24 protein-coding genes are annotated in these 22,993 nt (G+C 59.9%); 14 read left to right on the top strand and 10 right to left on the bottom strand.

All coding sequences use genetic code 11. From position 1 onward, the window contains the following. The first annotated feature begins 56 nt into the window (after positions 1–56). Positions 57–2,006 (top strand): LTA synthase family protein, encoded by a 1,950-nt coding sequence (locus tag MF4836_RS21245; RefSeq protein WP_078471916.1) that lies wholly within the window; start codon positions 57–59, stop codon positions 2,004–2,006. 272 nt (positions 2,007–2,278) lie between these two features. Here the strand turns inward: MF4836_RS21245 and groL are convergent, their stop codons facing one another. The 4 genes from groL to MF4836_RS21265 all read right to left on the bottom strand — a co-directional run bounded on the left by groL (position 2,279) and on the right by MF4836_RS21265 (position 5,794). Beyond that, on the bottom strand, positions 2,279–3,922 hold the full coding sequence (gene groL, locus MF4836_RS21250; protein ID WP_020298600.1) for a chaperonin GroEL: 1,644 nt from the start codon (positions 3,920–3,922) through the stop codon (positions 2,279–2,281). A 49-nt stretch (positions 3,923–3,971) separates the two neighbouring features. Next, entirely contained in the window at positions 3,972–4,265 is a 294-nt protein-coding gene (locus tag MF4836_RS21255) for a co-chaperone GroES (protein ID WP_078471917.1), read from the bottom strand. A gap of 254 nt (positions 4,266–4,519) precedes the next feature. After that, the gene (locus MF4836_RS21260) at positions 4,520–4,996 is read right to left on the bottom strand and encodes an FxsA family protein (RefSeq protein ID WP_020298599.1); all 477 of its coding nucleotides are present in this window, start codon (positions 4,994–4,996) and stop codon (positions 4,520–4,522) included. A 66-nt stretch (positions 4,997–5,062) separates the two neighbouring features. Further along, positions 5,063–5,794 carry a HugZ family pyridoxamine 5'-phosphate oxidase gene (locus tag MF4836_RS21265; RefSeq protein WP_078471918.1) on the bottom strand — a complete coding sequence of 244 codons (732 nt, stop codon included), beginning with the start codon at positions 5,792–5,794 and terminating at the stop codon, positions 5,063–5,065. A 157-nt stretch (positions 5,795–5,951) separates the two neighbouring features. Between MF4836_RS21265 and MF4836_RS21270 the strand changes: the two genes are divergently transcribed. Beyond that, positions 5,952–6,710: an SDR family oxidoreductase gene (locus MF4836_RS21270; RefSeq protein WP_078471919.1), complete on the top strand. Its 759-nt coding sequence runs from the start codon at positions 5,952–5,954 to the stop codon at positions 6,708–6,710. 58 nt (positions 6,711–6,768) lie between these two features. On the opposite strand, the gene apbC is transcribed toward MF4836_RS21270, so the two are convergent. After that, positions 6,769–7,863, bottom strand: a complete 1,095-nt coding sequence (apbC, locus tag MF4836_RS21275) for an iron-sulfur cluster carrier protein ApbC (RefSeq protein ID WP_078471920.1) — start codon at positions 7,861–7,863, stop codon at positions 6,769–6,771. Between the two features lie 290 nt (positions 7,864–8,153). On the opposite strand from apbC, the gene metG reads away from it, so the two are divergent. From metG to MF4836_RS21315, 8 genes are all read left to right on the top strand, one after another. Then, positions 8,154–10,205, top strand: a complete 2,052-nt coding sequence (gene metG / locus MF4836_RS21280; RefSeq protein WP_078471921.1) for a methionine--tRNA ligase — start codon at positions 8,154–8,156, stop codon at positions 10,203–10,205. A gap of 132 nt (positions 10,206–10,337) precedes the next feature. Then, positions 10,338–10,925: an Rnf-Nqr domain containing protein gene (locus tag MF4836_RS21285; RefSeq protein ID WP_078471922.1), complete on the top strand. Its 588-nt coding sequence runs from the start codon at positions 10,338–10,340 to the stop codon at positions 10,923–10,925. Continuing rightward, positions 10,922–12,148 (top strand): electron transport complex subunit RsxB, encoded by a 1,227-nt coding sequence (gene rsxB / locus MF4836_RS21290; RefSeq protein ID WP_078471923.1) that lies wholly within the window; start codon positions 10,922–10,924, stop codon positions 12,146–12,148. Before MF4836_RS21285 ends, rsxB begins: the two co-directional genes overlap by 4 nt. Next, on the top strand, positions 12,135–13,136 hold the full coding sequence (locus MF4836_RS21295) for an RnfABCDGE type electron transport complex subunit D (RefSeq protein WP_078471924.1): 1,002 nt from the start codon (positions 12,135–12,137) through the stop codon (positions 13,134–13,136). Before rsxB ends, MF4836_RS21295 begins: the two co-directional genes overlap by 14 nt. Continuing rightward, a complete protein-coding gene (locus MF4836_RS21300; protein WP_078471925.1) occupies positions 13,133–13,744 on the top strand; it encodes an RnfABCDGE type electron transport complex subunit G in 612 nt (203 codons plus the stop codon). The genes MF4836_RS21295 and MF4836_RS21300 overlap by 4 nt, the downstream gene beginning before the upstream one ends. Beyond that, the gene (locus MF4836_RS21305; protein ID WP_078471926.1) at positions 13,737–14,330 is read left to right on the top strand and encodes an Rnf-Nqr domain containing protein; all 594 of its coding nucleotides are present in this window, start codon (positions 13,737–13,739) and stop codon (positions 14,328–14,330) included. Before MF4836_RS21300 ends, MF4836_RS21305 begins: the two co-directional genes overlap by 8 nt. 7 nt (positions 14,331–14,337) lie before the next feature. Then, positions 14,338–14,976: an endonuclease III gene (gene nth / locus MF4836_RS21310; protein ID WP_078471927.1), complete on the top strand. Its 639-nt coding sequence runs from the start codon at positions 14,338–14,340 to the stop codon at positions 14,974–14,976. A gap of 107 nt (positions 14,977–15,083) precedes the next feature. Beyond that, positions 15,084–15,263 carry a PA3496 family putative envelope integrity protein gene (locus MF4836_RS21315; RefSeq protein WP_020298588.1) on the top strand — a complete coding sequence of 60 codons (180 nt, stop codon included), beginning with the start codon at positions 15,084–15,086 and terminating at the stop codon, positions 15,261–15,263. Positions 15,264–15,373: 110 nt separating this feature from the next. Here MF4836_RS21315 and MF4836_RS21320 read toward each other — a convergent pair whose 3' ends face one another. The 3 genes from MF4836_RS21320 to MF4836_RS21330 form a co-directional block, all read right to left on the bottom strand. Beyond that, positions 15,374–16,000 carry a response regulator transcription factor gene (locus MF4836_RS21320; protein WP_020298587.1) on the bottom strand — a complete coding sequence of 209 codons (627 nt, stop codon included), beginning with the start codon at positions 15,998–16,000 and terminating at the stop codon, positions 15,374–15,376. Positions 16,001–16,352: 352 nt separating this feature from the next. Further along, positions 16,353–17,570, bottom strand: coding sequence for an argininosuccinate synthase (locus MF4836_RS21325; RefSeq protein WP_020298586.1), 1,218 nt, complete (start codon positions 17,568–17,570; stop codon positions 16,353–16,355). 129 nt (positions 17,571–17,699) lie between these two features. Beyond that, positions 17,700–18,608 carry a flagellar protein MotY gene (locus MF4836_RS21330; protein WP_078471928.1) on the bottom strand — a complete coding sequence of 303 codons (909 nt, stop codon included), beginning with the start codon at positions 18,606–18,608 and terminating at the stop codon, positions 17,700–17,702. Between the two features lie 155 nt (positions 18,609–18,763). Between MF4836_RS21330 and pyrC the strand changes: the two genes are divergently transcribed. Together pyrC and rnt are read left to right on the top strand one after the other, a co-directional pair. After that, positions 18,764–19,810, top strand: a complete 1,047-nt coding sequence (gene pyrC, locus MF4836_RS21335) for a dihydroorotase (protein WP_078471929.1) — start codon at positions 18,764–18,766, stop codon at positions 19,808–19,810. Beyond that, positions 19,807–20,484: a ribonuclease T gene (gene rnt, locus MF4836_RS21340; protein WP_020298583.1), complete on the top strand. Its 678-nt coding sequence runs from the start codon at positions 19,807–19,809 to the stop codon at positions 20,482–20,484. The genes pyrC and rnt overlap by 4 nt, the downstream gene beginning before the upstream one ends. A gap of 69 nt (positions 20,485–20,553) precedes the next feature. On the opposite strand, the gene MF4836_RS21345 is transcribed toward rnt, so the two are convergent. Next, on the bottom strand, positions 20,554–21,156 hold the full coding sequence (locus tag MF4836_RS21345; protein WP_020298582.1) for a peroxiredoxin: 603 nt from the start codon (positions 21,154–21,156) through the stop codon (positions 20,554–20,556). Between the two features lie 324 nt (positions 21,157–21,480). Between MF4836_RS21345 and MF4836_RS21350 the strand changes: the two genes are divergently transcribed. Both MF4836_RS21350 and bfr read left to right on the top strand, forming a co-directional pair. Next, a complete protein-coding gene (locus MF4836_RS21350) occupies positions 21,481–21,699 on the top strand; it encodes a bacterioferritin-associated ferredoxin (RefSeq protein ID WP_020298581.1) in 219 nt (72 codons plus the stop codon). Positions 21,700–21,899: 200 nt separating this feature from the next. Next, entirely contained in the window at positions 21,900–22,370 is a 471-nt protein-coding gene (bfr, locus tag MF4836_RS21355) for a bacterioferritin (RefSeq protein ID WP_020298580.1), read from the top strand. Between the two features lie 227 nt (positions 22,371–22,597). On the opposite strand, the gene grxD is transcribed toward bfr, so the two are convergent. After that, positions 22,598–22,939 carry a Grx4 family monothiol glutaredoxin gene (gene grxD / locus MF4836_RS21360; RefSeq protein ID WP_020298579.1) on the bottom strand — a complete coding sequence of 114 codons (342 nt, stop codon included), beginning with the start codon at positions 22,937–22,939 and terminating at the stop codon, positions 22,598–22,600. Positions 22,940–22,993 lie beyond the last annotated feature (54 nt).

The following is a 22,993-nucleotide window of genomic DNA, read 5'->3' on the forward strand; positions in this document are numbered from 1 at the left end:
CCTCTCTACAGTGGCGCCTCCACACTCCCCCCATTGAATAATAAGGAATGTTAACAATGGACCTGCTCAAGTCAGCGCCGTTGCGTTTTCTGCTGCTTCTGACCAGCTCCTGGCTGGTGATTTTCCTCCTGACCCGCAGCGTGTTGCTGATCACCCACCTGGACGAGGCCGGAAGCCACTTCCTACCGCTGTTCGGGATCGGCGTGCTCTATGACCTGGGTTTTCTGGCCTACGCCGCGTTGCCCCTGGGCCTGTATCTGTTGCTGTGCCCGCCGGGCCTGTGGCGCCGCAAAGGCCATCGCTGGTTTCTCCAGGGCCTGCTGTGCGTCAGCCTGTTCGCTATGCTGTTCACCGCCGTCGCGGAGTGGTTGTTCTGGGATGAGTTCGGGGTGCGCTTCAACTTTATTGCCGTGGATTACCTGGTGTACTCCGACGAGGTGCTGAACAACCTCCTGGAGTCGTACCCGATCGGCACCTTGCTGAGCATTCTCGCGGTCCTGGCGATTGCACTGAGCCTGGCCCTGCGCAAACTGTTCAACGCGGCACTCGATGCACCGTTACCAGCACTGCGTGGACGCCTGGTCGGTGCACTGGGCCTGGCGCTGCTTGCCGGGGCCAGCCTGCAACTGCTCAGCCAGGACAGCCCCCGCGCCCAGGGTGGCAATGCCTATCAGAATGAACTGGCGAGCAACGGGCCCTATCAATTCTTTGCGGCATTTCGCAATAACGAACTCGACTATCCGCAGTTCTATCGCAGCCTGCCGGCGCCAATCGTGGCCCGCCAATTGCGCGACGAACTCAGCGAACCCAATGCGCGCTTTATCGGCAATGACCCACTGGATATCCGCCGGGTCATCGATAACCCAGGCACGCTGCGCAAAGCCAATATCATCCTGGTGACCATTGAAAGCTTCAGCGCCAAGTACATGGGCAGCAACGGCGACGAGCGCAACCTGACACCGAACCTCGACGCCCTGCGCAAACAGAGCCTGTACTTCAACAACTTCTACGCCACCGGAACCCGCACCGACCGGGGCCTGGAAGCCATCACCCTGGCCATCCCCCCCACCCCGGGGCGCTCGATCGTCAAGCGCGTCGGCCGTGAAAGCGGCTTCGCCAGCCTGGGCCAGCAACTCAGCGCCATCGGCTACGACAGCGTGTTCGTCTACGGTGGCCGTGGTTACTTCGACAATATGAACGCGTTCTTCGGCGGCAATGGCTATCGCGTGGTCGATCAGAGCAGCGTCGAAGAGTCACAAATCCACTTCAAAAATGCCTGGGGCATGGCCGACGAAGACCTCTACCAGCAAACGCTCAAGCTGGCGGACGCCGACTATGAGAAGCAACAACCGTTTCTATTGCAGTTGATGACCACGTCCAACCACCGCCCCTACACCTACCCCGATGATCGGATCGATATCAAATCCGGCAAGGGCCGTGACGGCGCGGTGAAATACACGGACTACGCCATCGGCCAGTTCCTCGAGGCCGCGCGGCAAAAGCCCTGGTTCGACAACACCATTTTCGTGTTTGTCGCCGACCACACAGCGGGCAGCGCCGGCAAGGAAGACTTGCCGATCACCAACTACCAGATCCCGCTGTTCATCTATGGGCCCAAACTGATCGAAGCCCGGGAAACCGCGCAGCTGGCCAGCCAGATCGACCTGGCCCCAACCCTGCTCGGCCTGCTCAACCTGGACTATCAATCGACCTTCTTCGGCCGCAACTTGCTGCAGGACAACCCGCTGCCGCCTCGCGTGGTGGTCGGTAATTATCAGCACCTGGGGCTGTTCGATGGCCAGGATCTGGCTATCCTCAGCCCACGCCAGGGACTGCGCCGGCATGACCAGGCGTTGGGCGACAGCCGTGAATCCCAGGCCGAGGCCAGCGACCCGCTGGTTACCCGAGCCATCACCTACTACCAAGCCGCCAGCTATGGCTTCAAGCAACAGCTGCTGGGCTGGAAACCCGCGCCAAAAGCCTCGGTCGAGATCAGCGTGCGTTAAGCGAAAGGCCCCGGAGCCATCGCCCCGGGGCCTTTCAAGCATTGTGGATGCTGGCTTTCCTGCCCTCTCCTCCTGCCTCTCTCGCCTGCGCCCCATTTCACTACCTGGAAGTATCCTGCCACTTCACGCAGCACCGGCCCCTGCGCAGTGGCGCCATTGATTCAGGGAGCATTCGCAAAGCGTTACAAGCCTGGCCTGCCAACAAGCAGGCATAAAAAAGCCCCGCCTGCTAAACGCAGGCGGGGCTTTTCAGTACAGCGGGTAAGGCTGGCTTACATCATGCCGCCCATGCCGCCCATACCGCCCATGTCTGGCATGCCGCCGCCAGCTGGAGCGTCTTCTTTGATCTCGGCGATCATCGCTTCGGTGGTGATCATCAGGCTGGCGATGGAAGCCGCTGCCTGCAGAGCCGAACGAGTCACTTTAGCTGGGTCAAGGATGCCCATCTCGATCATGTCGCCGTATTCGCCGGTAGCAGCGTTGTAACCGTAGTTACCCGAACCCTGCTTGACCTTGTCGACCACAACGCTTGGCTCGTCGCCGGAGTTGGCAACGATCTGACGCAGTGGCGCTTCAACAGCGCGACGCAGCAGTTGGATACCAACGTCCTGATCGGCGTTGTCGCCTTTCAGTTCGCTGATGGCTTGCAGAGCGCGAACCAGTGCCACGCCACCGCCAGGTACCACGCCTTCTTCAACGGCTGCACGGGTAGCGTGCAGGGCGTCTTCAACGCGGGCTTTCTTCTCTTTCATTTCAACTTCGGAACCAGCGCCAACCTTGATCACTGCAACGCCGCCGGACAGCTTGGCCAGACGCTCTTGCAGTTTTTCACGGTCGTAGTCGGACGAAGTGTCAGCCACTTGCTGACGGATCTGCAGAACGCGAGCCTGGATGTCAGTCTCAACGCCAGCGCCGTCGATCACGGTGGTGTTTTCTTTGGACAGGATCACGCGCTTGGCATTACCCAGGTGTTCCAGGGTAGTGCTTTCCAGGCTCAGGCCGATCTCTTCGGAGATAACGGTACCGCCAGTCAGAACAGCGATGTCCTGCAGCATTGCCTTGCGACGGTCGCCGAAGCCCGGTGCCTTGACGGCAGCGACTTTGACGATGCCACGCATGTTGTTCACAACCAGAGTCGCCAGGGCTTCGCCTTCAACGTCTTCGGCCACGATCAGCAGTGGACGGCCGGCTTTGGCAACGGCTTCCAGTACTGGCAACATTTCGCGGATGTTGGAGATTTTCTTGTCAACCAGCAGGATCAGCGGACCGTCCAGCTCGGCAGTCATGGTCTCTGGCTTGTTGACGAAGTACGGGGACAGGTAGCCACGGTCGAACTGCATGCCTTCAACAACCGACAGTTCGTTTTCCAGGCCCGAGCCTTCTTCAACGGTGATCACGCCTTCTTTACCGACTTTTTCCATGGCTTCGGCAATGATGTCGCCGATGGAGCTGTCGGAGTTGGCCGAGATGGTGCCGACCTGAGCGATGGCCTTGGTGTCAGCGCAAGGCTTGGACAGGGCTTTGAGCTCTTTGACGATAGCGATGGTCGCTTTGTCGATACCGCGCTTGAGGTCCATTGGGTTCATGCCGGCAGCGACGGCTTTCAGGCCTTCGTTGACGATCGACTGAGCCAGAACGGTAGCGGTGGTGGTGCCGTCGCCTGCGTCATCGTTGGCACGGGAGGCAACGTCTTTGACCAGCTGCGCGCCCATGTTTTCGAAGCGATCTTTCAGCTCGATTTCTTTGGCGACGGAAACGCCGTCCTTGGTGATGGTCGGAGCGCCGAAGCTCTTCTCGATGATCACGTTACGGCCTTTCGGGCCCAGGGTCGCTTTTACTGCGTCAGCCAGGACGTTGACACCGGCGAGCATTTTCTTACGGGCGGAATCGCCGAATTTAACTTCTTTAGCAGCCATGATCGATATTCCTTAAATACTTTGTAGTAACGGGAAAATGAGCGGGGAATCAGCCTTCGATAACAGCGAGAATCTCGTTCTCAGCCATTACCAGCAGGTCTTCGCCGTCTACTTTCACAGTGTTGCTGCCGGAGTAAGGGCCGAACACAACCTTGTCACCCACTTTCACGGCCAGCGCACGTACTTCACCGTTGTCCAGCAAGCGGCCGGTACCGACAGCAAGGATTTCACCGCTGTTGGCTTTTTCGGCAGCCGAACCTGGCAGAACGATCCCGCCAGCGGTTTTCTTTTCTTCTTCGCTGCGACGGATGACGACGCGGTCATGCAGAGGACGAAGCTTCATTGTCGATCTCTCCTAATTGTGGTTTTAAGCGGCCGGTGTGGATGCCGGCGGGTTAGCAAATCCGGCGTTGCCGGTTGCGACTCGACAAGCGAGCCGCGGAAGTCTGTCTGGCGTAACCACCAGAAACCTTGCGGTGACCGTTACATAAGGGCGCATAAGCTTATTACAAGGGCGGCCCAGTGAAATTTTTTTACTTTCCTGGCGCCGAAAACCAACACGGCACCTTCAAGGTGCCGTGTCGATGTGCGGTTGAATCACGAATCGCGGTGCTCGAACTCGCCTTCGATCACATTCGGCTCACGCCCGACCGGACGCTGTGGCGCCGGACCGCCGCGAGCGGCGTGCATATCGTCGGCAAAGGCTCGCTGACGAATCGCCTGCTCCTCGGCCCGCTGGCGCATTTTATTGGCCAGCAAGCGACGAGTCAGGGGCAGCAGCATGATCAGGCCAAGCACGTCGCTGACGAAGCCCGGCAGGATCAGCAGGCCGCCGGCCAGGGCCATCATCAGGCCCTCGAGCATGGTCTGCGCGGGCAACTCGCCACGGTTCAGGCTTTCACGGGCCTTCAACGCCGTGGCCAGGCCTGCGACACGCAGCACCAGCACCCCCAACATCGAGCCGAGGATAATCAGCAGCAACGCCGGGAAAAACCCGATGGCAGCACTGACTTTGACGAATACAAACAGCTCTAGCACCGGGAACAGCAGAAAGAGCAACAGAAAAGGGCGCATCAAGTGGTTTCCTCTACGGAAGAATGCCTTCCAATAGACCCTAGATGACGTCGCCAATTCGTGAATTCAAGCGTCGGCGGTCGTATTTTTCGGCCATTGTTCAGCGTGGGCCAGGAAAACCAGGGCCTCGCGCACTTGTGTCGGCGTATTACACAGGCTTGGAAAGGGTAACCAGTACAGCGCCTGGCCGATACGCAGGTGCATGCCCTCGGTGTCGACCCCGACCATGTGCGCGGGCGCGGTCCTGGGCAACCCGGCCAGGTCGACATAGTGGGCGATGGCTTTGCCATGGTCGCTGTTCATGTGCTCGACCATGCTGATTTCGCCCTTGCCGGCAAACGGGTTGGCCAGGGTCACCTGGTCGACCCAGTGGATCGCGCCGAAGCCACCGATATAGCGATGGCGAACCGGCTTCAGGACCCAGAAATCAAAATCGTGGGCCTGATGGTAATTCTGCGATTCGGGGAAGTAGCGGTAGTAACGCTCGGCAGCGGCGTCGATGGCGGCGCTGTCTTCAAGCTTTTCGGCTTCGGCGAGGTAGGTCAGGCGCCCCACGGCCTGCACATCTTCAGCTTCGCGCTCGCCCACCAGCAACGAGCACTTGGGGTCTTTCTGCAGGTTATGGGTGTGCTGGGCGATGCGGCTGATCAGGATCAGCGGCCGGCCCTGCTCGTCCAGGCAATAGGGCACCACCGAACCAAAGGGAAAACCGGGCATGGCCTTGGAGTGGGTCGACAATACGCCGCGGTATTCCTTGAGCAGTAGTTCTCGTGCATTCTTGGCAGCTTCAACGCTCACTTTATGACTCCTTTTAACTAATCCGTCGAAAACGGACGGGCGCCTGGAGCAGTGTTCCAGTTACGCCATCGGGGCAATTCTCATCTGCAGCCAGGCCATGTCCGGCGCGGGGATTTCCCAAAGGAAAACCACTCTGACCTGCTAGCGGGACATGCGAATGCAACTCACTGACAAAGTAATCATTATCACTGGCGGTTGCCAGGGTCTGGGCCGCTCCATGGCCGAGTATTTCGCGGCCAAGGGCGCCCGGTTGGCGCTGGTCGACCTCAACCCGGAAAAACTCGATCAGGCGGTCGCCGCTTGTCGCGCGGCGGGTGTCGAGGCTCGCAGCTACCTGTGCAACGTGGCCAATGAAGAACAGGTGACGCACATGGTGGCCCAGGTCGCCGAGGACTTCGGAGCCATTCACGGCCTGATCAACAATGCGGGCATTCTGCGCGACGGCCTGCTGCTCAAGGTCAAGGACGGCGAAATGACCAAGATGAGTCTGGCCCAATGGCAGGCGGTGATCGACGTCAACCTGACCGGGGTGTTCCTGTGCACTCGGGAAGTCGCGGCAAAAATGGTCGAGCTGAAAAACAGCGGCGTCATCATCAATATTTCTTCTATCTCCCGTGCCGGCAACGTGGGCCAGACCAACTACTCGGCCGCCAAGGCCGGGGTCGCCGCGGCTACCGTGACCTGGGCCAAGGAACTGGCGCGCTACGGCATCCGAGTGGCGGGCATCGCACCCGGCTTTATCGAGACCGAAATGACCCTGGGCATGAAACCCGAAGCCCTGGAAAAAATGACCTCGGGCATTCCGCTCAAGCGCATGGGTAAACCGGAAGAAATCGCCCATTCGGCGGCTTACATCTTCGAAAACGACTATTACACCGGACGCATCCTTGAAATGGATGGCGGCTTGCGGATCTGACTCCCCCCTGCCAGGCAGGCTCCTTATTCCACGGGAACCTGCGCTGGAGAGGGCTTCATCAATCGTCGCTGATGGTGATATTCGGCATCGCCGGTGCAGCGGCTTCCTGCAACACGATACGCGCACCAACGTGGCGCGCCAGTTCCTGGTAAACCATGGCGATCTGGCTGTCGGGCTCGGCGATCACCGTCGGCTTGCCACCGTCGGCCTGCTCGCGAATCAGCATCGACAACGGCAACGAGGCCAGCAGCTCGACATCGTATTGGCTGGCCAGCTTCTCGCCGCCGCCTTCACCGAACAGGTGCTCGGCGTGGCCGCAGTTGGAGCAAATGTGCACCGCCATGTTTTCGACGACGCCCAGCACCGGGATATTGACCTTGCGGAACATCTCCACGCCCTTGCGTGCGTCGAGCAGGGCCAGGTCCTGTGGCGTGGTGACGATCACCGCACCGGCCACCGGCACCTTCTGCGCCAGGGTCAGCTGGATATCACCGGTGCCTGGCGGCATGTCGATCACCAGGTAGTCGAGGTTGCCCCAGTCGGTCTGGGTCACCAGTTGCAACAATGCCCCGGAAACCATCGGCCCGCGCCAGACCATCGGCGTGTTGTCGTCGGTAAGGAAGGCCATGGACATGACTTCGACCCCATGGGACTCGATCGGCACAAACCACTTCTGGTCCTTGATCTTCGGCCGAGTGCCTTCGGCGATGCCGAACATGATGCCCTGGCTCGGGCCGTAGATATCAGCATCGAGGATGCCGACCTTGGCGCCTTCGCGGGCCAGGGCCAGGGCCAGGTTGGCGGCGGTGGTGGATTTGCCCACACCGCCCTTGCCGGAGGCCACTGCGACCACGTTCTTGACGTTGGCCAGGCCCGGAATCTGGGCCTGGGCCTTGTGCGCGGCGATCACGGTACTGATCTCGACCTTGGCGCTCGCCACGCCGTCCAGGCCTTCAATGGCCAGTTGCAGCATCTGCGCCCAGCCGCTCTTGAACAGATCGGCGGCATAGCCCATCTCGAGCTGGACCGACACACGGTCGCCCTGCACCTCGATAGCCCGCACGCAACCGGCGCTGACGGGGTCCTGATTCAAGTAAGGGTCGGTGTACTGGCGAAGTACGGCTTCCACCGCTGCGCGATTGACGGCGCTCATGGGCAACTCCGATAACAAGACTGGAAAAACAGGCGGCTATCCTACGCCGGACATACATGCGTGGCGAGGGAGCTTGCGCCCTCCGACCGGCAAAGTCGTTGCAACCGAACTGATTCGGTCAGTCTGGCAGCGCCACATCAACCGGCTCGGGGCGACTTCCCCCCAGCACAAGCCAGCGGCCCGGCTACGGTTTTTGTGAGCGCCGCACTTGGATACAGGCTCACGGGGTGAAAAATCCGCGCCGGCGCTTTATAGTGGCCGACCTCCGTTTCATCAAGTAGCCGAGCCCCATGTCCGAGCCACGCAAGATCCTCGTCACCAGCGCCCTGCCCTATGCCAATGGTTCGATCCATCTTGGCCACATGCTGGAATACATCCAGACCGACATGTGGGTGCGCTTCCAGAAGCACCGCGGCAACCAATGCATTTATGTCTGCGCCGACGACGCCCACGGTTCGGCGATCATGCTGCGCGCGGAAAAAGAAGGCATCACCCCGGAACAATTGATCGCCAACGTCCAGGCTGAACACAGCGCCGACTTTGCCGACTTCCTGGTGGACTTCGATAACTTCCACTCCACTCACGCCGAAGAAAACCGTGAGCTGTCGAGCCAGATCTACCTGAAACTGCGAGACGCCGGGCACATTGCCCAGCGCTCCATCACCCAGTATTTCGACCCGGAAAAGAAAATGTTCCTGGCCGACCGCTTCATCAAGGGCACCTGCCCGAAATGCGGCACCGAGGACCAGTACGGCGACAACTGCGAAAAATGCGGTGCGACCTACGCCCCTACCGACCTGAAGGATCCGAAGTCGGCGATCTCCGGCGCCACCCCGGTGCTTAAGGATTCCCAGCACTTCTTCTTCAAGCTGCCGGACTTCCAGGCAATGCTGCAAACCTGGACCCGCAGCGGCACCCTGCAGGACGCCGTGGCCAACAAGATCGCCGAGTGGCTGGACGCCGGCCTGCAACAGTGGGACATCTCCCGCGATGCGCCGTATTTCGGCTTCGAGATCCCGGACGAGCCCGGCAAGTACTTCTATGTCTGGCTGGACGCGCCGATCGGCTACATGGCCAGTTTCAAGAACCTGTGCGCCCGCCGTCCGGAACTGGATTTCGATGCGTTCTGGGCCAAGGATTCCAGCGCCGAGCTGTATCACTTCATCGGCAAGGACATCGTCAACTTCCACGCCCTGTTCTGGCCCGCCATGCTCGAAGGCGCCGGGTTCCGCAAGCCTACCGGCATCAACGTGCACGGCTACCTGACCGTCAACGGTCAGAAGATGTCCAAGTCCCGCGGCACCTTCGTCAAGGCCCGGACCTACCTCGACCACCTGTCGCCGGAATACCTGCGTTACTACTACGCGGCCAAGCTGAGCCGCGGGGTCGATGACCTGGACCTGAACCTCGAAGACTTCGTGCAGAAGGTCAACTCCGACCTGGTGGGCAAAGTCGTCAACATCGCCAGCCGTTGCGCCGGGTTCATCCACAAGGGCAACGCCGGGGTGCTGGTGGCGGGCAATGCCGCGCCGGAACTGACTGACGCTTTCCTGGCTGCCGCGCCGAGCATCGCCGAGGCCTATGAGGCCCGCGACTTTGCCCGAGCCATGCGTGAAATCATGGGCCTGGCCGACCGCGCCAACGCCTGGATCGCCGACAAGGCCCCCTGGTCACTGAACAAACAGGAAGGCAAGCAAGACGAAGTCCAGGCCATCTGCGCCCTGGGCATCAACCTGTTCCGCCAACTGGTGATCTTCCTCAAGCCGGTGCTACCGCTGCTGGCCGCCGATGCAGAGGCCTTCCTCAACGTCGCGCCGCTGACCTGGAATGACCACGCCACCCTGCTCAGCAACCATCAACTGAACGAGTTCAAACCGTTGATGACCCGCATCGACCCGGTAAAAGTGCAAGCCATGACCGACGCCTCCAAAGAAGACCTGACCGCCAGCGCCACCGACACCGGTGAAGCGGCACCTGCCGGCAACGGCGAGCTGGCCAAGGACCCACTGTCGCCGGAGATCGAGTTCGACGCCTTTGCCGCGGTCGATCTGCGCGTTGCCTTGATCCTCAAGGCCGAGGCCGTGGAAGGTGCTGACAAGCTGCTGCGCCTGACTCTGGATATCGGTGATGAGCAGCGCAACGTGTTCTCCGGGATCAAGAGCGCCTACCCGGATCCGTCCAAGCTCGAAGGCCGCCTGACCATGATGATCGCCAACCTCAAGCCACGGAAAATGCGCTTCGGCATTTCCGAAGGCATGGTGATGGCCGCCGGCCCTGGCGGCGAAGAGATCTATCTGCTGAGCCCGGACAGCGGCGCCAAGCCTGGCCAGCGCATCAAGTAAGCCCCCGCGCAGGCACGATCCCCCCGCCACGCCTTTGCGTGACGGGGGGATTTTCATATCTGGCCCGACCCTGCGCGCTGCCGGATAATGCCTAACCTTTAGGCTACACGCCTGCCCTCACCGGCCACGTCCATGACCGACATACTGCTCACGCTTATCAGCGCTGCCCTGATCAATAACCTGGTGTTGCACTGGCCACTGGGCGTCGATCCGCTGTTGCGCAGCCAACGTCCGGCGCCGGCGACTCGCCGTCAGGTGCATGCCCTCGGGCTGGCCACCACGTGCCTGATGCTGCTGTGCGGGGTGAGCGGGCATGTGCTGTATCAGGCGCTGCTGGTTCCGTTGCAGCTGACTTCACTCAAGCTCCTGGTGTTTCTGCCGCTCTGCGCCCTGCTGGTCAGCCCGCTGCTGAAGCTGCTGGCTCGTGCCCTGCCGCAACTGCCCTTCGACCACCTCTGGCCACTGTTGCTCGGCAACGCTGGCGTACTTGGCCTGCTGCTCCTGGATGCCCAGGGCACTCAGGGTGTGGTGCATGCGGCCGCACTCGGCCTGGGCTCGGGCCTGGGTTTCTGGCTGGTGTTGAGCCTGTTCAACGACCTGCGCCAGCGCATTCTAGATAACGATGTGCCCCTGCCCTTTCGCGGCCTGCCGGTCGACCTGATCAGCGCCGGGCTGATGGCAGTGGCCTTTCTCGGCTTCAACGGACTGATCAAGACATGAGTCTGATTCAACGCATCGATGCCCTGCTGCCGCAGACCCAGTGCGGTAAATGCGGCCATCCCGGATGCAAACCCTACGCCCAGGGCATTGCCGACGGCGAGGCGATCAACAAGTGCCCACCGGGTGGCAGCGAAACCATTGCCAGCCTCGCCCGGTTGCTGCAGGTTCCGGTACTGGAACTGGACACCAGCCGCGGCTCGGCCCCGGCGCAGATCGCCTTTATCCGCGAGGCCGAGTGCATCGGCTGCACCAAGTGCATACAAGCCTGCCCGGTGGATGCCATCGTCGGCGCGGCGAAGCTGATGCACACCGTGATCATCGACGAGTGCACCGGTTGCGACCTTTGCGTGGCGCCCTGCCCGGTCGATTGCATCGAGATGCAGCCGCTGCCATTGGCCAGCGTGCTGCCGATCGTCGGCGGCCTGGCGCCCGACCTCGCACAGCAACGCGCCCGCAATGCCAAGCGCGACCATGCCCGGCGCCGCTTCGAGCAGCGCAACGCCCGACTGCAACGTGAAGAACAGCAAAAACTGGCCGAACGCCAAGCCCGGGCGCAGCGCGCCGTGCAGGCCAGCACCAGCACCAGCACCAGCACCAGCAGCCTGAATCCGGTGCAGGCGGCCGTCGAAAGGGTTCGCGCGCAAAAAGCGGCGGCAGCCGATGCGGCGCTGAAAAAAGCCAAGATCGATCTGGCCATGAGCCGCGCGCAGTTGAACAAATCCCTGAAAGCCTTCGGTCATCCACCGACCTTTGAGCAGCAGGCGCAGTTGATCATCCTGCAACGCCAATTCGAGGCGGCCGAGCAGGTCCTGGCCGAACTTGAATCCACGGCCCCCGCTCCCACAGCAGCGCCCGCAGCCAAGGACCCGGATCTCAAGAAAGCCAAGATCCAGCTGGCCATGCGCCGCGCCGAGCTGAAAAAAGCCCAGAGCGATGCCGCTCCCGAGGCACAGCTGGCCGTCTTGAGCGCGGCCCTGGCCGAGGCCGAGCAGGCCCTGCACGCTGCCGAGGCGGCAAGCGCGAAACCGGCGCCGAACCTGACCCGGGTCGAGAAACGCCCGATCGACACTCAACTGCGCCAACTGAAAACCGAACTGGCTTACGCCCGGGCCGAGGTGAGCAAGCTCGAGCGCCATGCCGACACTTCGCCAGAGCTGCTGGCCAAGGCCCGCGAACGATTGGCCGAAGCCGAGCGCCAGGTGCAGGCCCATGCCCCCAACTGAACAACTGGCCCAGTCGGAACCACGCCTGCAGCAGGCCATGCAGCGGGTGCTGCTGGCCACCCTGCCCGGGGTGTTGGTGCTGGTGTGGTTTTACGGTTGGGGGGTGCTGATCAACGGGTTATTGGCCAGCGCCACGGCCTTGGCGGTAGAAGCTGCGGTGCTGCGGCTACGTGCCTGGCCGCTGAAGCCATCCCTCGGCGACGGCAGCGCCCTGGTCAGCGCCACCTTGCTCGCCCTGGCATTGCCGCCCTATTGCCCCTGGTGGCTGACCGTCAGCGCCAGTGCCAGCGCCCTGCTGCTGGGCAAGCACCTGTACGGAGGCCTGGGTAAAAACCCGTTCAACCCGGCGATGCTCGGCTACGCGCTGATGCTGGTGTGCTTCCCGCAACAGATGACTCATTGGCCGACGTCCCACGGCATGGACCTGCTCGGCGGCCTGCAGCAGATCTTCGGCGTCGATTTCGGATCGGAAGTGCCGGACGCCTGGGCCCAGGCCACGGCACTGGACAGCCTGCGGATCAATAAAAGCCTGACCATCGACGAGCTGTTCGCCGGCAATGCGGCCTTCGGCCGTTTCGGCGGCCGCGGCAGCGAATGGGTCAACCTGGCCTTTCTGACCGGCGGCCTCTTCTTGCTGCAACAACGGGTAATCAGCTGGCACGCCCCTGTCGGCATGCTCGGCAGCCTGTTTATCATCAGCCTGCTGTGCTGGAACGGCTCGGGTTCGGACTCCCACGGCTCGCCATTTTTCCACCTGCTCACCGGTGCCAGCATGCTCGGTGCGTTTTTTATCGTCACCGAGCCCATCTCCGGCCCGAAAGCCGCCAAGGCGCGGCTGCTGTTCGGTGTCGGCGTGGGCCTGCTGACGTACCTGATCCGCACCTGGGGCGGTTACCCGGATGGCGTAGCCTTTGCCGTGCTGCTGATGAACCTGGCCGTTCCCGCCCTGGAGCGTTTGGTCGCTCCCGTCGCGCAGGCGCAAGCATGAGCCGCCGCCGGAGTGTGTTGATGCTGGTGCTGCTGGCCGGCGCTGGCATCGCGGTGAGCTATTTCGCCCAGCAGGCCGCCAGCCCGCGAATCGCTGCCGAACAACGGGCGAGCCAAGCCCGCGAACTGCTCGATCTGCTGCCTGTGGGCAGCTACGACAATCAACCCCTGGACCAGCCGTTGCCCCTCCAGCATCTGGTTCTGAGCAACAGCACCCTGCTCGGCGGTTACCGCGCCAGCCGCGCCGGCCAACCCAGCGCGCTGTTGCTCCGCAGCCAAGTCACAGGTTATGCGGGCCCCATCGAGCTGTTGATCGCCATCGATGCCAATGGCCAGCTGCTGGGCAGCAAAAGCCTCAAGCAAGGGGAAACCCCGGGCCTGGGCGGGCGGATCGCCGAACAACCCAATGGCTGGCTGCAAGGTTTTGCCGGCAAATCGCGCAACGATCCCGCCGACAACGCCTGGGCCCTGAAGAAAGACCAGGGGCAGTTCGATCAGATGGCCGGCGCCACCATCACTTCTCGGGCGGTGATCAACGCCCTGCATGATGCGCTGCGCTATTTCGACGAACACCGGGATCAACTGCTGACAGGTGCGGCCAATGAATAAGCCCTCTGCACTGCACTATTCACTGACGCTGGTGGCGCTGATCGGTGCCAGCGACTCCCTGGTCAAGGCAGTGGGCCTGTCGCTGGCATCAGTGCTGGTCATCAGCCTGTACGCCCTGGGCATGAAAGGCCTGCGACGCCTGATCAGCAGTGACCTGCATTGGCTGGCCGGCCTGCTGCTCAGCGCCACACTGAGCAGTTGCGCAGCCCTGGCGATGCAAGCCTGGGCCTTCGAACTGCATCAGCAACTGGGGATTTACCTGGGCCTGATCGCGCTGCAATGCGTACTGCTGGAACACGGTGGTTTCTTCAATGGCCAAGGGCAAGTGCGCCAGATCGGCGCGTTCTGCCTGTTACTGATCACCCTGGGTGCCTTGCGTGAAGTGCTGGGCAGCGGCTCTTTGGGCAACCATCTCGGATGGCTGGCCGGCCGCTACGGGGCCGACTGGCCGGCCTGGATCGCCAGCCTACACGGCAATCTGCACCTGCTGAGCCTCGCCCCCGGCGGTTTTATACTGCTGGGCTTGCTGCTGGCAGCCAGACAGGCCTGGGCCTCAACCTCACACCGACCGCCTTCAAGGAACTGAATCACCCATGAATGCCGCAAAACGCCTGGAAATATTCCGACGGTTTCACGAAGACAATCCCGAACCAAAAACCGAATTGGCCTACTCGTCGCCATTCGAACTGCTGATCTCGGTGATTTTATCGGCCCAGTCCACCGACGTCGGGGTCAACAAGGCGACGGCCAAACTGTATCCGGTGGCCAATACGCCGGCGGCCATTTACGCCTTGGGGGTCGAAGGCCTGTCCCAGTACATCAAGACCATCGGCCTGTACAACAGCAAGGCAAAGAACGTCATCGAAACCTGCCGCCTGCTGCTGGAGCGCCATAACGGTGAAGTCCCGCAAACCCGTGAAGAGCTCGAGGCCCTGCCTGGCGTCGGCCGCAAGACCGCCAATGTGGTGCTCAACACGGCGTTTCGCCAGCTGACCATGGCCGTCGACACGCATATTTTTCGGGTCAGCAACCGGACCGGGATCGCGCCCGGCAAGAATGTGGTGGAAGTGGAAACCAAGCTGATGAAGTTTGTGCCCAAGGAGTTTCTCCTTGATGCTCATCATTGGCTGATCCTCCATGGGCGCTATGTGTGCCTGGCGCGCAAGCCGCGCTGCGGCAGTTGCCGGATCGAAGACTTGTGCGAATACAAGCAAAAGACTTCGGACGATTGAGTAACCATTGATTTTGATGATCGGTCGATTGAAAAAATCTTTTTTACCCGCCAGGAGAATATCGCTATAAGGAGCGCCAATGGCAGTCTTAGCCTGGAGTTGACCTTATGAGCACTGGCAAAGAACAACTGGACGTAGAAGACGATTTTATTGCTGTTGAACCAGAAGAGGCTGAGCCGGTGGTTGAGGTGGCAAAGACCAACCTGAACAAGCGCCGCACCATTGACAACCTCCTCGAAGAACGCCGCCTGCAAAAGCAGCTGGCCGATTACGACTTCGATCTGTAATTCCAGGAAAGCCCCAGCCACTCGGGCCTTCCTGTCGGCGCCAGGTCTACCCGGCGACTTGGCGTCTGTCCTTCATCCCTTCGCCGGAGCAAACTCCATCCACTCGTTGTTCACGCCAGCTTATGGCGCTGGGCAAATTCAATCAGGTCCACCAGCGAGCGGGCATTGAGCTTGGAAAGCAGCCGCCGCTTGTAGGTGCTCACCGTCTTGTTGCTCAAACTCAGGCCTTCGGCAATCTCCTTGTTACTCAAGCCGGAGGTGAGTTGCTTCAACACCATCAACTCCCTTGCCGAGAGCAATTCCACCATCTCCTCTTCAGTGGACAAGCCCTGGCAGGACCGCAACGTGTGTAAGGCTTCGTTGGGAAAGTAACTGTAACCGGCCTCCACCGCCTTGATCGCACTGATCAGTTCAGTGATGTCCTGTTGCTTGCAGATATAACCAGCGGCGCCGGCCTGCATGCAACGCATTGAAAAGGGCCCGGGTAGTTGCAGAGTCAATACCAGGATTTTAATAGTCATCGCTTTTGAAGTCAGACGGGTTATAACTTCCAGACCATCAAGTTTTGGAATGCCGATATCCAGTATCAAAATATCCGGCATCAACTCAAGTGCGAGTTGCAACGCATCCAAACCATTGTCTGCCTCGGCAATCACCTTGAAACCATGGCGTTCCATCAGCATGCGCACCGCCAGACGAATGACGGGGTGATCATCCACGATCAATACTCTTTTCATAGGCACTTCCGAATTCAAGGCATAATTGTTAATCCACACAATAACCCGCCATCCTGCCCTTGGCACCGCGTGCCCATGGGCTACAGCAGTACAGAGACGATCCTTACAAACAATGAGGATTTGCCTTACAAAAACAGTCAAAAGGCGACATCCTTGCAACTAGCTAATTTAAGATAGTTCTGTATACCTGCTACTTTTCGTATTAATAATCAACTATCCATATCACTTCGAAAAACACCTCGTAGTGCATGCATTGGTTAATTGCGCGATAAGACTCACAACTAGAGCAACCGAGTTACCGAGCACAAAAAAGCCCTGCACAAGGCAGGGCTTTTTCACAGCGGTTCAAGGATCAGAACAGTGTCCGACCTTTATTGGCCGCAATGCGCATACGCAAGGCATTCAACTTGATGAAGCCGGCAGCGTCTGCCTGGTTATAGGCACCGCCATCTTCTTCAAAGGTTGCGATGTTGGCGTCGAACAGCGACTCATCGGACTTGCGACCGGTAACGATCACGTTGCCTTTGTACAGTTTCAGGCGAACCACACCGTTAACGTGAGCCTGGGAAGCGTCGATCATCTGTTGCAGCATCAGACGCTCAGGGCTCCACCAGTAGCCGGTGTAGATCAGGCTGGCGTACTTGGGCATCAGCTCGTCTTTGAGGTGAGCCACTTCACGGTCCAGGGTGATGGACTCGATGGCGCGGTGCGCACGCAGCATGATGGTGCCGCCCGGGGTTTCGTAGCAGCCACGGGACTTCATGCCGACGTAACGGTTCTCGACGATGTCGAGACGGCCGATACCGTGTTCGCCACCGATACGGTTCAGGGTCGCGAGCACGGTAGCCGGAGTCATTTCAACGCCGTCCAGTGCCACGATGTCGCCGTTGCGGTAGGTCAGTTCCAGGTACTGCGGGGTGTCGGGAGCCTTCTCCGGGGAGACGGTCCAACGCCACATGTCTTCTTCGTGCTCGGTCCAGGTGTCTTCCAGCACGCCGCCTTCATAGGAGATGTGCAGCAGGTTGGCATCCATCGAGTACGGGGATTTCTTCTTGCCGTGACGCTCGATCGGGATGTTGTGCTTCTCGGCGTAGTCCATCAGCTTCTCGCGGGACAGCAGGTCCCACTCGCGCCAAGGAGCAATCACTTTCACGCCCGGCTTGAGGGCATAGGCGCCCAGTTCGAAACGAACCTGGTCGTTGCCTTTGCCGGTGGCGCCATGGGAAATGGCGTCGGCGCCGGTTTCGTTGGCAATTTCGATCAAACGCTTGGCGATCAACGGACGCGCGATAGAGGTACCCAGCAGGTACTCACCTTCGTAAACGGTGTTGGCGCGGAACATCGGGAAAACGAAATCGCGGACAAACTCTTCGCGCAGGTCGTCGATATAAATCTCTTTCACGCCCATGGCTTGCGCCTTGGCACGTGCAGGTTCGACCTCTTCGCCCTGACCCAGATCGGCGGTGAACGTCACCACTTCACAGTTATAAGTATCCTGCAGCCACTTGAGGATCACCGAAGTGTCCAGGCCGCCGGAATACGCCAGAACGACCTTGTTAACGTCCGCCATGCCATCACTCCACGGGGTTGTACGGAAAGCCGTCAAGTCTACCGATCAACGCGGATAATTTACAGAGGCGCGACAGCTTATGACGACGAAGCGACAGATTATGTCGAGCGCGCGACGACTACAGCCGTTTCAGGACGTCGCCGCGGCATTGGGTGTGGCGGCGGCTTGAGGCGCCGGCTTTTCGACAGGAGCGACACGCTCCAGGTGCACATTGACCCGACGGTTCTTGGCCCGATTGGCCGGGTTGGTATTGGGGGCCAACGGGTAACGCTCACCGTGAAAACGCATGGTGATCTGTGATTCGGGTATGCCATTGGCCTTCAGGTAATCCAACACTGCCAGCGCCCTGCGCCGCGACAGATCGCGGTTGGTCAGGCGGTTGCCGCTGTTGTCGGAATGCCCGTCCAGCTCGATGTGATTGACCGTGGGATCAGCCTTGAGAAACTCCAGGATCACTTGCAGCTTGGCCTTGGCCTGGGCATCCAGCTCGGTGCCGGTGCCCGGGAAGCCGATTTCGGCCTGCTTCACCTGTTCGTAATTCATCGGCAACAACTTCGCCGTGCAGCTTTGATAGTCACTGTAGGCCTTGCTGAATTTCACCGGCAACAGCCGCACTTCGGACACACCGCCTTCGCGGGAGTAGTGACGCACCACCGGGCTGCGCCCATCCAGCAAACCGTTGATCAGCCGGCCAGCCTGCACCTGCGAGCTATTGAACATCACCCCGCCGCTGCCGGCCTTGACCGCACCCAGGTTGATATCACCGCGCCCCGGCTGCCAGGGTGCTGCCGCGGCGAGCAAGGTCGCCGAGCCCCCGCCCTGCATCGGATTGAAGCTCTTGAGGCGGAAAGTCGCCTGCTCACCCGCCCGGCGCACGAACTCGCCGGAGCCGAAATCGGTGATCGGCTGAGTCAGGCGGCACTCGAATTTGTCACCTTCGACCGTCCACTCAATGCTCTCCAGACGGGTCTGGAAAGTGAGAGCCATCGCAGGCAGGCTGGCAAACACGCTGAGCAGGACTAGATAATGCTGGCGCACGGGAGGCTCCACTGACTTGTACAGATCAAAATCAACATGCCCGTTTACGGCACACCTACGGGATATCGGAAGCTTTACGCAAAACTTGATAGCGAGTGCCTGGATGAGTCTTTTCCGGTAGCATTCCCCCGAGTTTGACCCGCCTGGAATCCCCAATGTCCGACCGCCTGACCCTGCTGCGTCCCGACGACTGGCATATACATCTTCGCGATGGTGCCGTGTTGACCAATACCGTCGCGGATGTCGCGCGCACCTTTGGTCGCGCCATCATCATGCCTAACCTGGTACCCCCGGTGCGCAACGCCGAGCAAGCCGACACCTATCGCCAGCGCATTCTCGCTGCGCGGCCGGCCGGCAGCCGCTTCGAGCCGCTGATGGTGCTCTACCTGACCGACCTGACCCAGCCTGAAGATATTCGTACGGCCAAGGCCAGTGGCTTCGTGCATGCCGCCAAGCTCTATCCGGCCGGCGCGACCACCAACTCGGACTCCGGCGTCACCAGTATCGACAAGATCCTCCCGGCGCTTGAGGCCATGGCCGAAGTCGGTTTGCCATTGCTGATCCACGGCGAAGTGACCCGTGGCGACGTCGATGTATTCGACCGCGAGAAGATTTTCATCGACGAGCATATGCGCCGCGTCGTCGAGCGCTTCCCGACTCTGAAAGTGGTCTTCGAGCACATCACCACCCGTGAAGCCGTGCAGTTCGTCAACGAGGCCTCGGCCAACGTTGGCGCAACCATCACCGCCCATCACCTGCTGTACAACCGCAACCACATGCTGGTTGGCGGGATTCGCCCGCACTTCTATTGCCTGCCGATTCTCAAGCGCAATACCCACCAGGAAGCCCTGCTCGACGCCGCCACCGGTGGCAGCACCAAGTTCTTCCTGGGGACCGACTCCGCGCCACACGCGCAGCACGCCAAGGAAGCCGCCTGCGGCTGCGCCGGCTGCTACACCGCTTACGCCGCAATCGAGTTGTACGCCGAGGCATTTGAACAGCGCAACGCGTTGGACAAGCTCGAAGGATTCGCCAGCCTCAACGGCCCGCGCTTCTACGGCCTGCCCGTGAACACCGATAGCATCACCCTGGTCCGTGAAGAATGGACCGCCCCTGCCAGCCTGCCGTTCGGCGAGCTGACTGTCATCCCGCTGCGCGCCGGTGAAAAACTGCGCTGGCGCCTGCTGGAGAAACACTCGTGAGTGAAGACCATTTCGACGACGAACAGGACGGTCATGGCGGCGGTGGCGGTTCCCGTCATCCGATGGCGGCCCGCTTTCGTGGCTACCTGCCGGTCGTCATCGATGTTGAGACCGGTGGTTTCAACTCGGCCACCGATGCGCTGCTGGAAATCGCCGCGACCATCATCGGCATGGATGAAAAGGGCTTCGTGTTCCCCGAACACACGCTGTTTTTCCGTGTAGAACCCTTCGAGGGTGCCAATATCGAAGCCGCTGCGCTGGAATTCACCGGCATCAAGCTCGACCATCCATTGCGCATGGCTGTCAGTGAAGAAACAGCACTGACCGACATCTTCCGTAGTGTGCGCAAGGCGCTGAAAGCCAATGGCTGCAAGCGCGCGATCCTGGTGGGCCATAACAGCAGCTTCGACCTGGGCTTCCTTAATGCTGCGGTCGCGCGCCTGGACATGAAGCGCAACCCCTTCCACCCCTTCTCCAGCTTCGACACCGCCACCCTGGCCGGCCTGGCCTATGGCCAAACCGTGCTGGCCAAAGCGTGTCAGGCGGCCGATATCGACTTCGACGGACGTGAGGCCCACTCGGCTCGCTACGACACCGAGAAGACCGCCGACCTGTTCTGCGGCATCGTCAACCGCTGGAAGGAAATGGGCGGCTGGGCAGACTTCGACGACTGATTCGGTCGCCAAATCGTCCCCATGAAAAAACCGGCCCTGAGGCCGGTTTTTTTATGCGTGACGCGCGGCTTACAGCTTGCCGGCGTTCTCGCTCAGGTAAGCAGCAACGCCTTCTGGCGAAGCGGTCATGCCTTTGTCGCCTTTTTTCCAGTTGGCTGGGCAAACTTCGCCGTGCTCTTCGTGGAATTGCAGAGCGTCGACCAGACGAATCAGCTCTTCCATGTTACGGCCCAGTGGCAGGTCGTTGATGATCTGCGAGCGGACAACGCCCTTGTCGTCGATCAGGAATGCGCCACGGAAAGCCACGCCGCCTTCGGACTCAACGTCGTAGGCCTTGGCGATGTCGTGCTTCATGTCAGCAGCCATGATGTACTGAACCTGACCGATGCCGCCGGCATTGATCGGGGTGTTGCGCCAGGCGTTGTGGGTGAAGTGCGAGTCGATCGAAACCGCGATCACTTCTACGTTACGTGCCTTGAAGTCTGCCATGCGGTGGTCCAGAGCGATCAGCTCGGACGGGCAAACGAAGGTGAAGTCCAGCGGGTAGAAGAACACCAGGCCGTATTTGCCTTTGATGGCCGAGGACAGGGTGAAGCTGTCGACGATTTCGCCATTGCCGAGAACAGCGGGAACGGTGAAGTCAGGGGCTTGTTTGCCTACGAGTACGCTCATTGGATATCTCCTGGTGTGGTCGAATGAAGAGCAAGATCATCCCAGTCTGCCGCGGCTATACGACAACCCGGTGACGCGATCTTGCTGCGTAAGGACCGACCATCATACACCGCGTGTTTGAGCTGTCCTTAATCGTTTTTAGATCTGCTGCTGTGGATGCGTGCAAAACCGCCCGTTTCGATACCAGCCCGCGGGACCGAAAAAAGGCCGTTCGTCAGACTTGTCCGATTCGCTGAAAAACCCCGCCAAACCACTTTGACAATCATTCTCGTTAACATTAAGATCCATCGCAATTGGGCCATAACCAGCGACGGTTCTCACCTTATGTATGTCTGCCTCTGCACTGGCGTCACCGACGGACAAATCCGCGATGCGATCTTTGAAGGTTGCTGCAGCTACCGCGAAGTACGCCAAGCCACCGGCGTCGCCAGCCAATGCGGCAAATGTGCATGCCTGGCCAAGCAGGTCGTGCGGGAAACCCTGACCAAAGTGCAAAGCAGCCAGGCAGCGATTCCCTATCCCGTAGAATTTAATGTCGCGTAAATAACCGTATTTCAAGGAACCGGACTTAGTGTCCGGTTTTTTTATGCCTAGAATTCAATCGCTTAGCGTCATAACGCGGAACACAAACATTCTTATTCCGATTAATTTTCATATATTATTCAATAACTTAGGTTTGACACTCATGATTGCGCAGCTCAGACTCCGCCTTATACACAGCTGATACAGGGCAGGACCCCATCATGAAAGGCGACATTACAGTCATCCAGCATCTCAACAAGATCCTTGCCAATGAGCTGGTCGCGATCAATCAGTACTTCCTGCATGCACGCATGTATGAAGACTGGGGCCTGAACAAGCTGGGCAAACACGAGTACCACGAGTCCATCGACGAGATGAAGCATGCGGACAAGCTGATCAAGCGCATCCTCTTCCTCGAAGGCCTGCCGAACGTCCAGGACCTGGGCAAGCTGCACATCGGTGAACACACCAAGGAAATGCTTGAGTGCGACCTGCGTATCGAGCGCACCGGCCACGCCGATCTCAAGGCAGCCATCGCCCATTGCGAAGTCACCGGCGACTTCGGTAGCCGTGAACTGCTGGAAGATATCCTTGAGTCCGAAGAAGAACATATCGACTGGCTGGAAACCCAACTGGGCCTGATCGACAAAGTGGGTATCGAGAACTATCTGCAATCGCAGATGGGCGAATAACCTTCGCACCGCTCACCACTGTTAAAACGCCCCGCCCTCTTAATCGAGGCGCGGGGCTTTTTATTGCGCGGCTTATTTAGATAAACCGTAGTTGCGATTGATAACGATATGCGACCCTTTAATTTCATCGCACTTATCAATCACCGCAAAAACAAAAGCCCCGCATGGCGGGGCTTTTATTCGATGGCCTCACGGCCTGCAGCAGCGTAGAAGCTACTGCACCTGCATCAGGCTTCGGTCTTGTTCGCAGCGGCTTTTTCGGCAGCTTCCTTGACCAGGGTCTGCAGCTCACCATTGGCGAACATCTCGGCCATGATGTCGCTGCCGCCGACCAGTTCACCACCCACCCACAGTTGCGGGAAGGTTGGCCAGTTGGCGTATTTCGGCAGGTTGGCGCGGATTTCCGGGTTCTGCAGGATGTCCACGTAAGCGAACTTCTCACCACAGCCCATTACGGCCTGAGCGGCTTTCGCGGAGAAGCCACACTGCGGGGCATTCGGCGAGCCTTTCATGTAAAGCAGAATGGTGTTGTTGGCAATCTGCTCTTTAATAGTTTCGATGATATCCATGGAACACCTCGGCTGAACTTTCCGACTCTGTTGTCGGCACGGTGGCGCATTGTA

The sequence above is a fragment of the Pseudomonas sp. MF4836 genome (assembly GCF_002018875.1).
Classification (GTDB): Bacteria; Pseudomonadota; Gammaproteobacteria; order Pseudomonadales; family Pseudomonadaceae; genus Aquipseudomonas.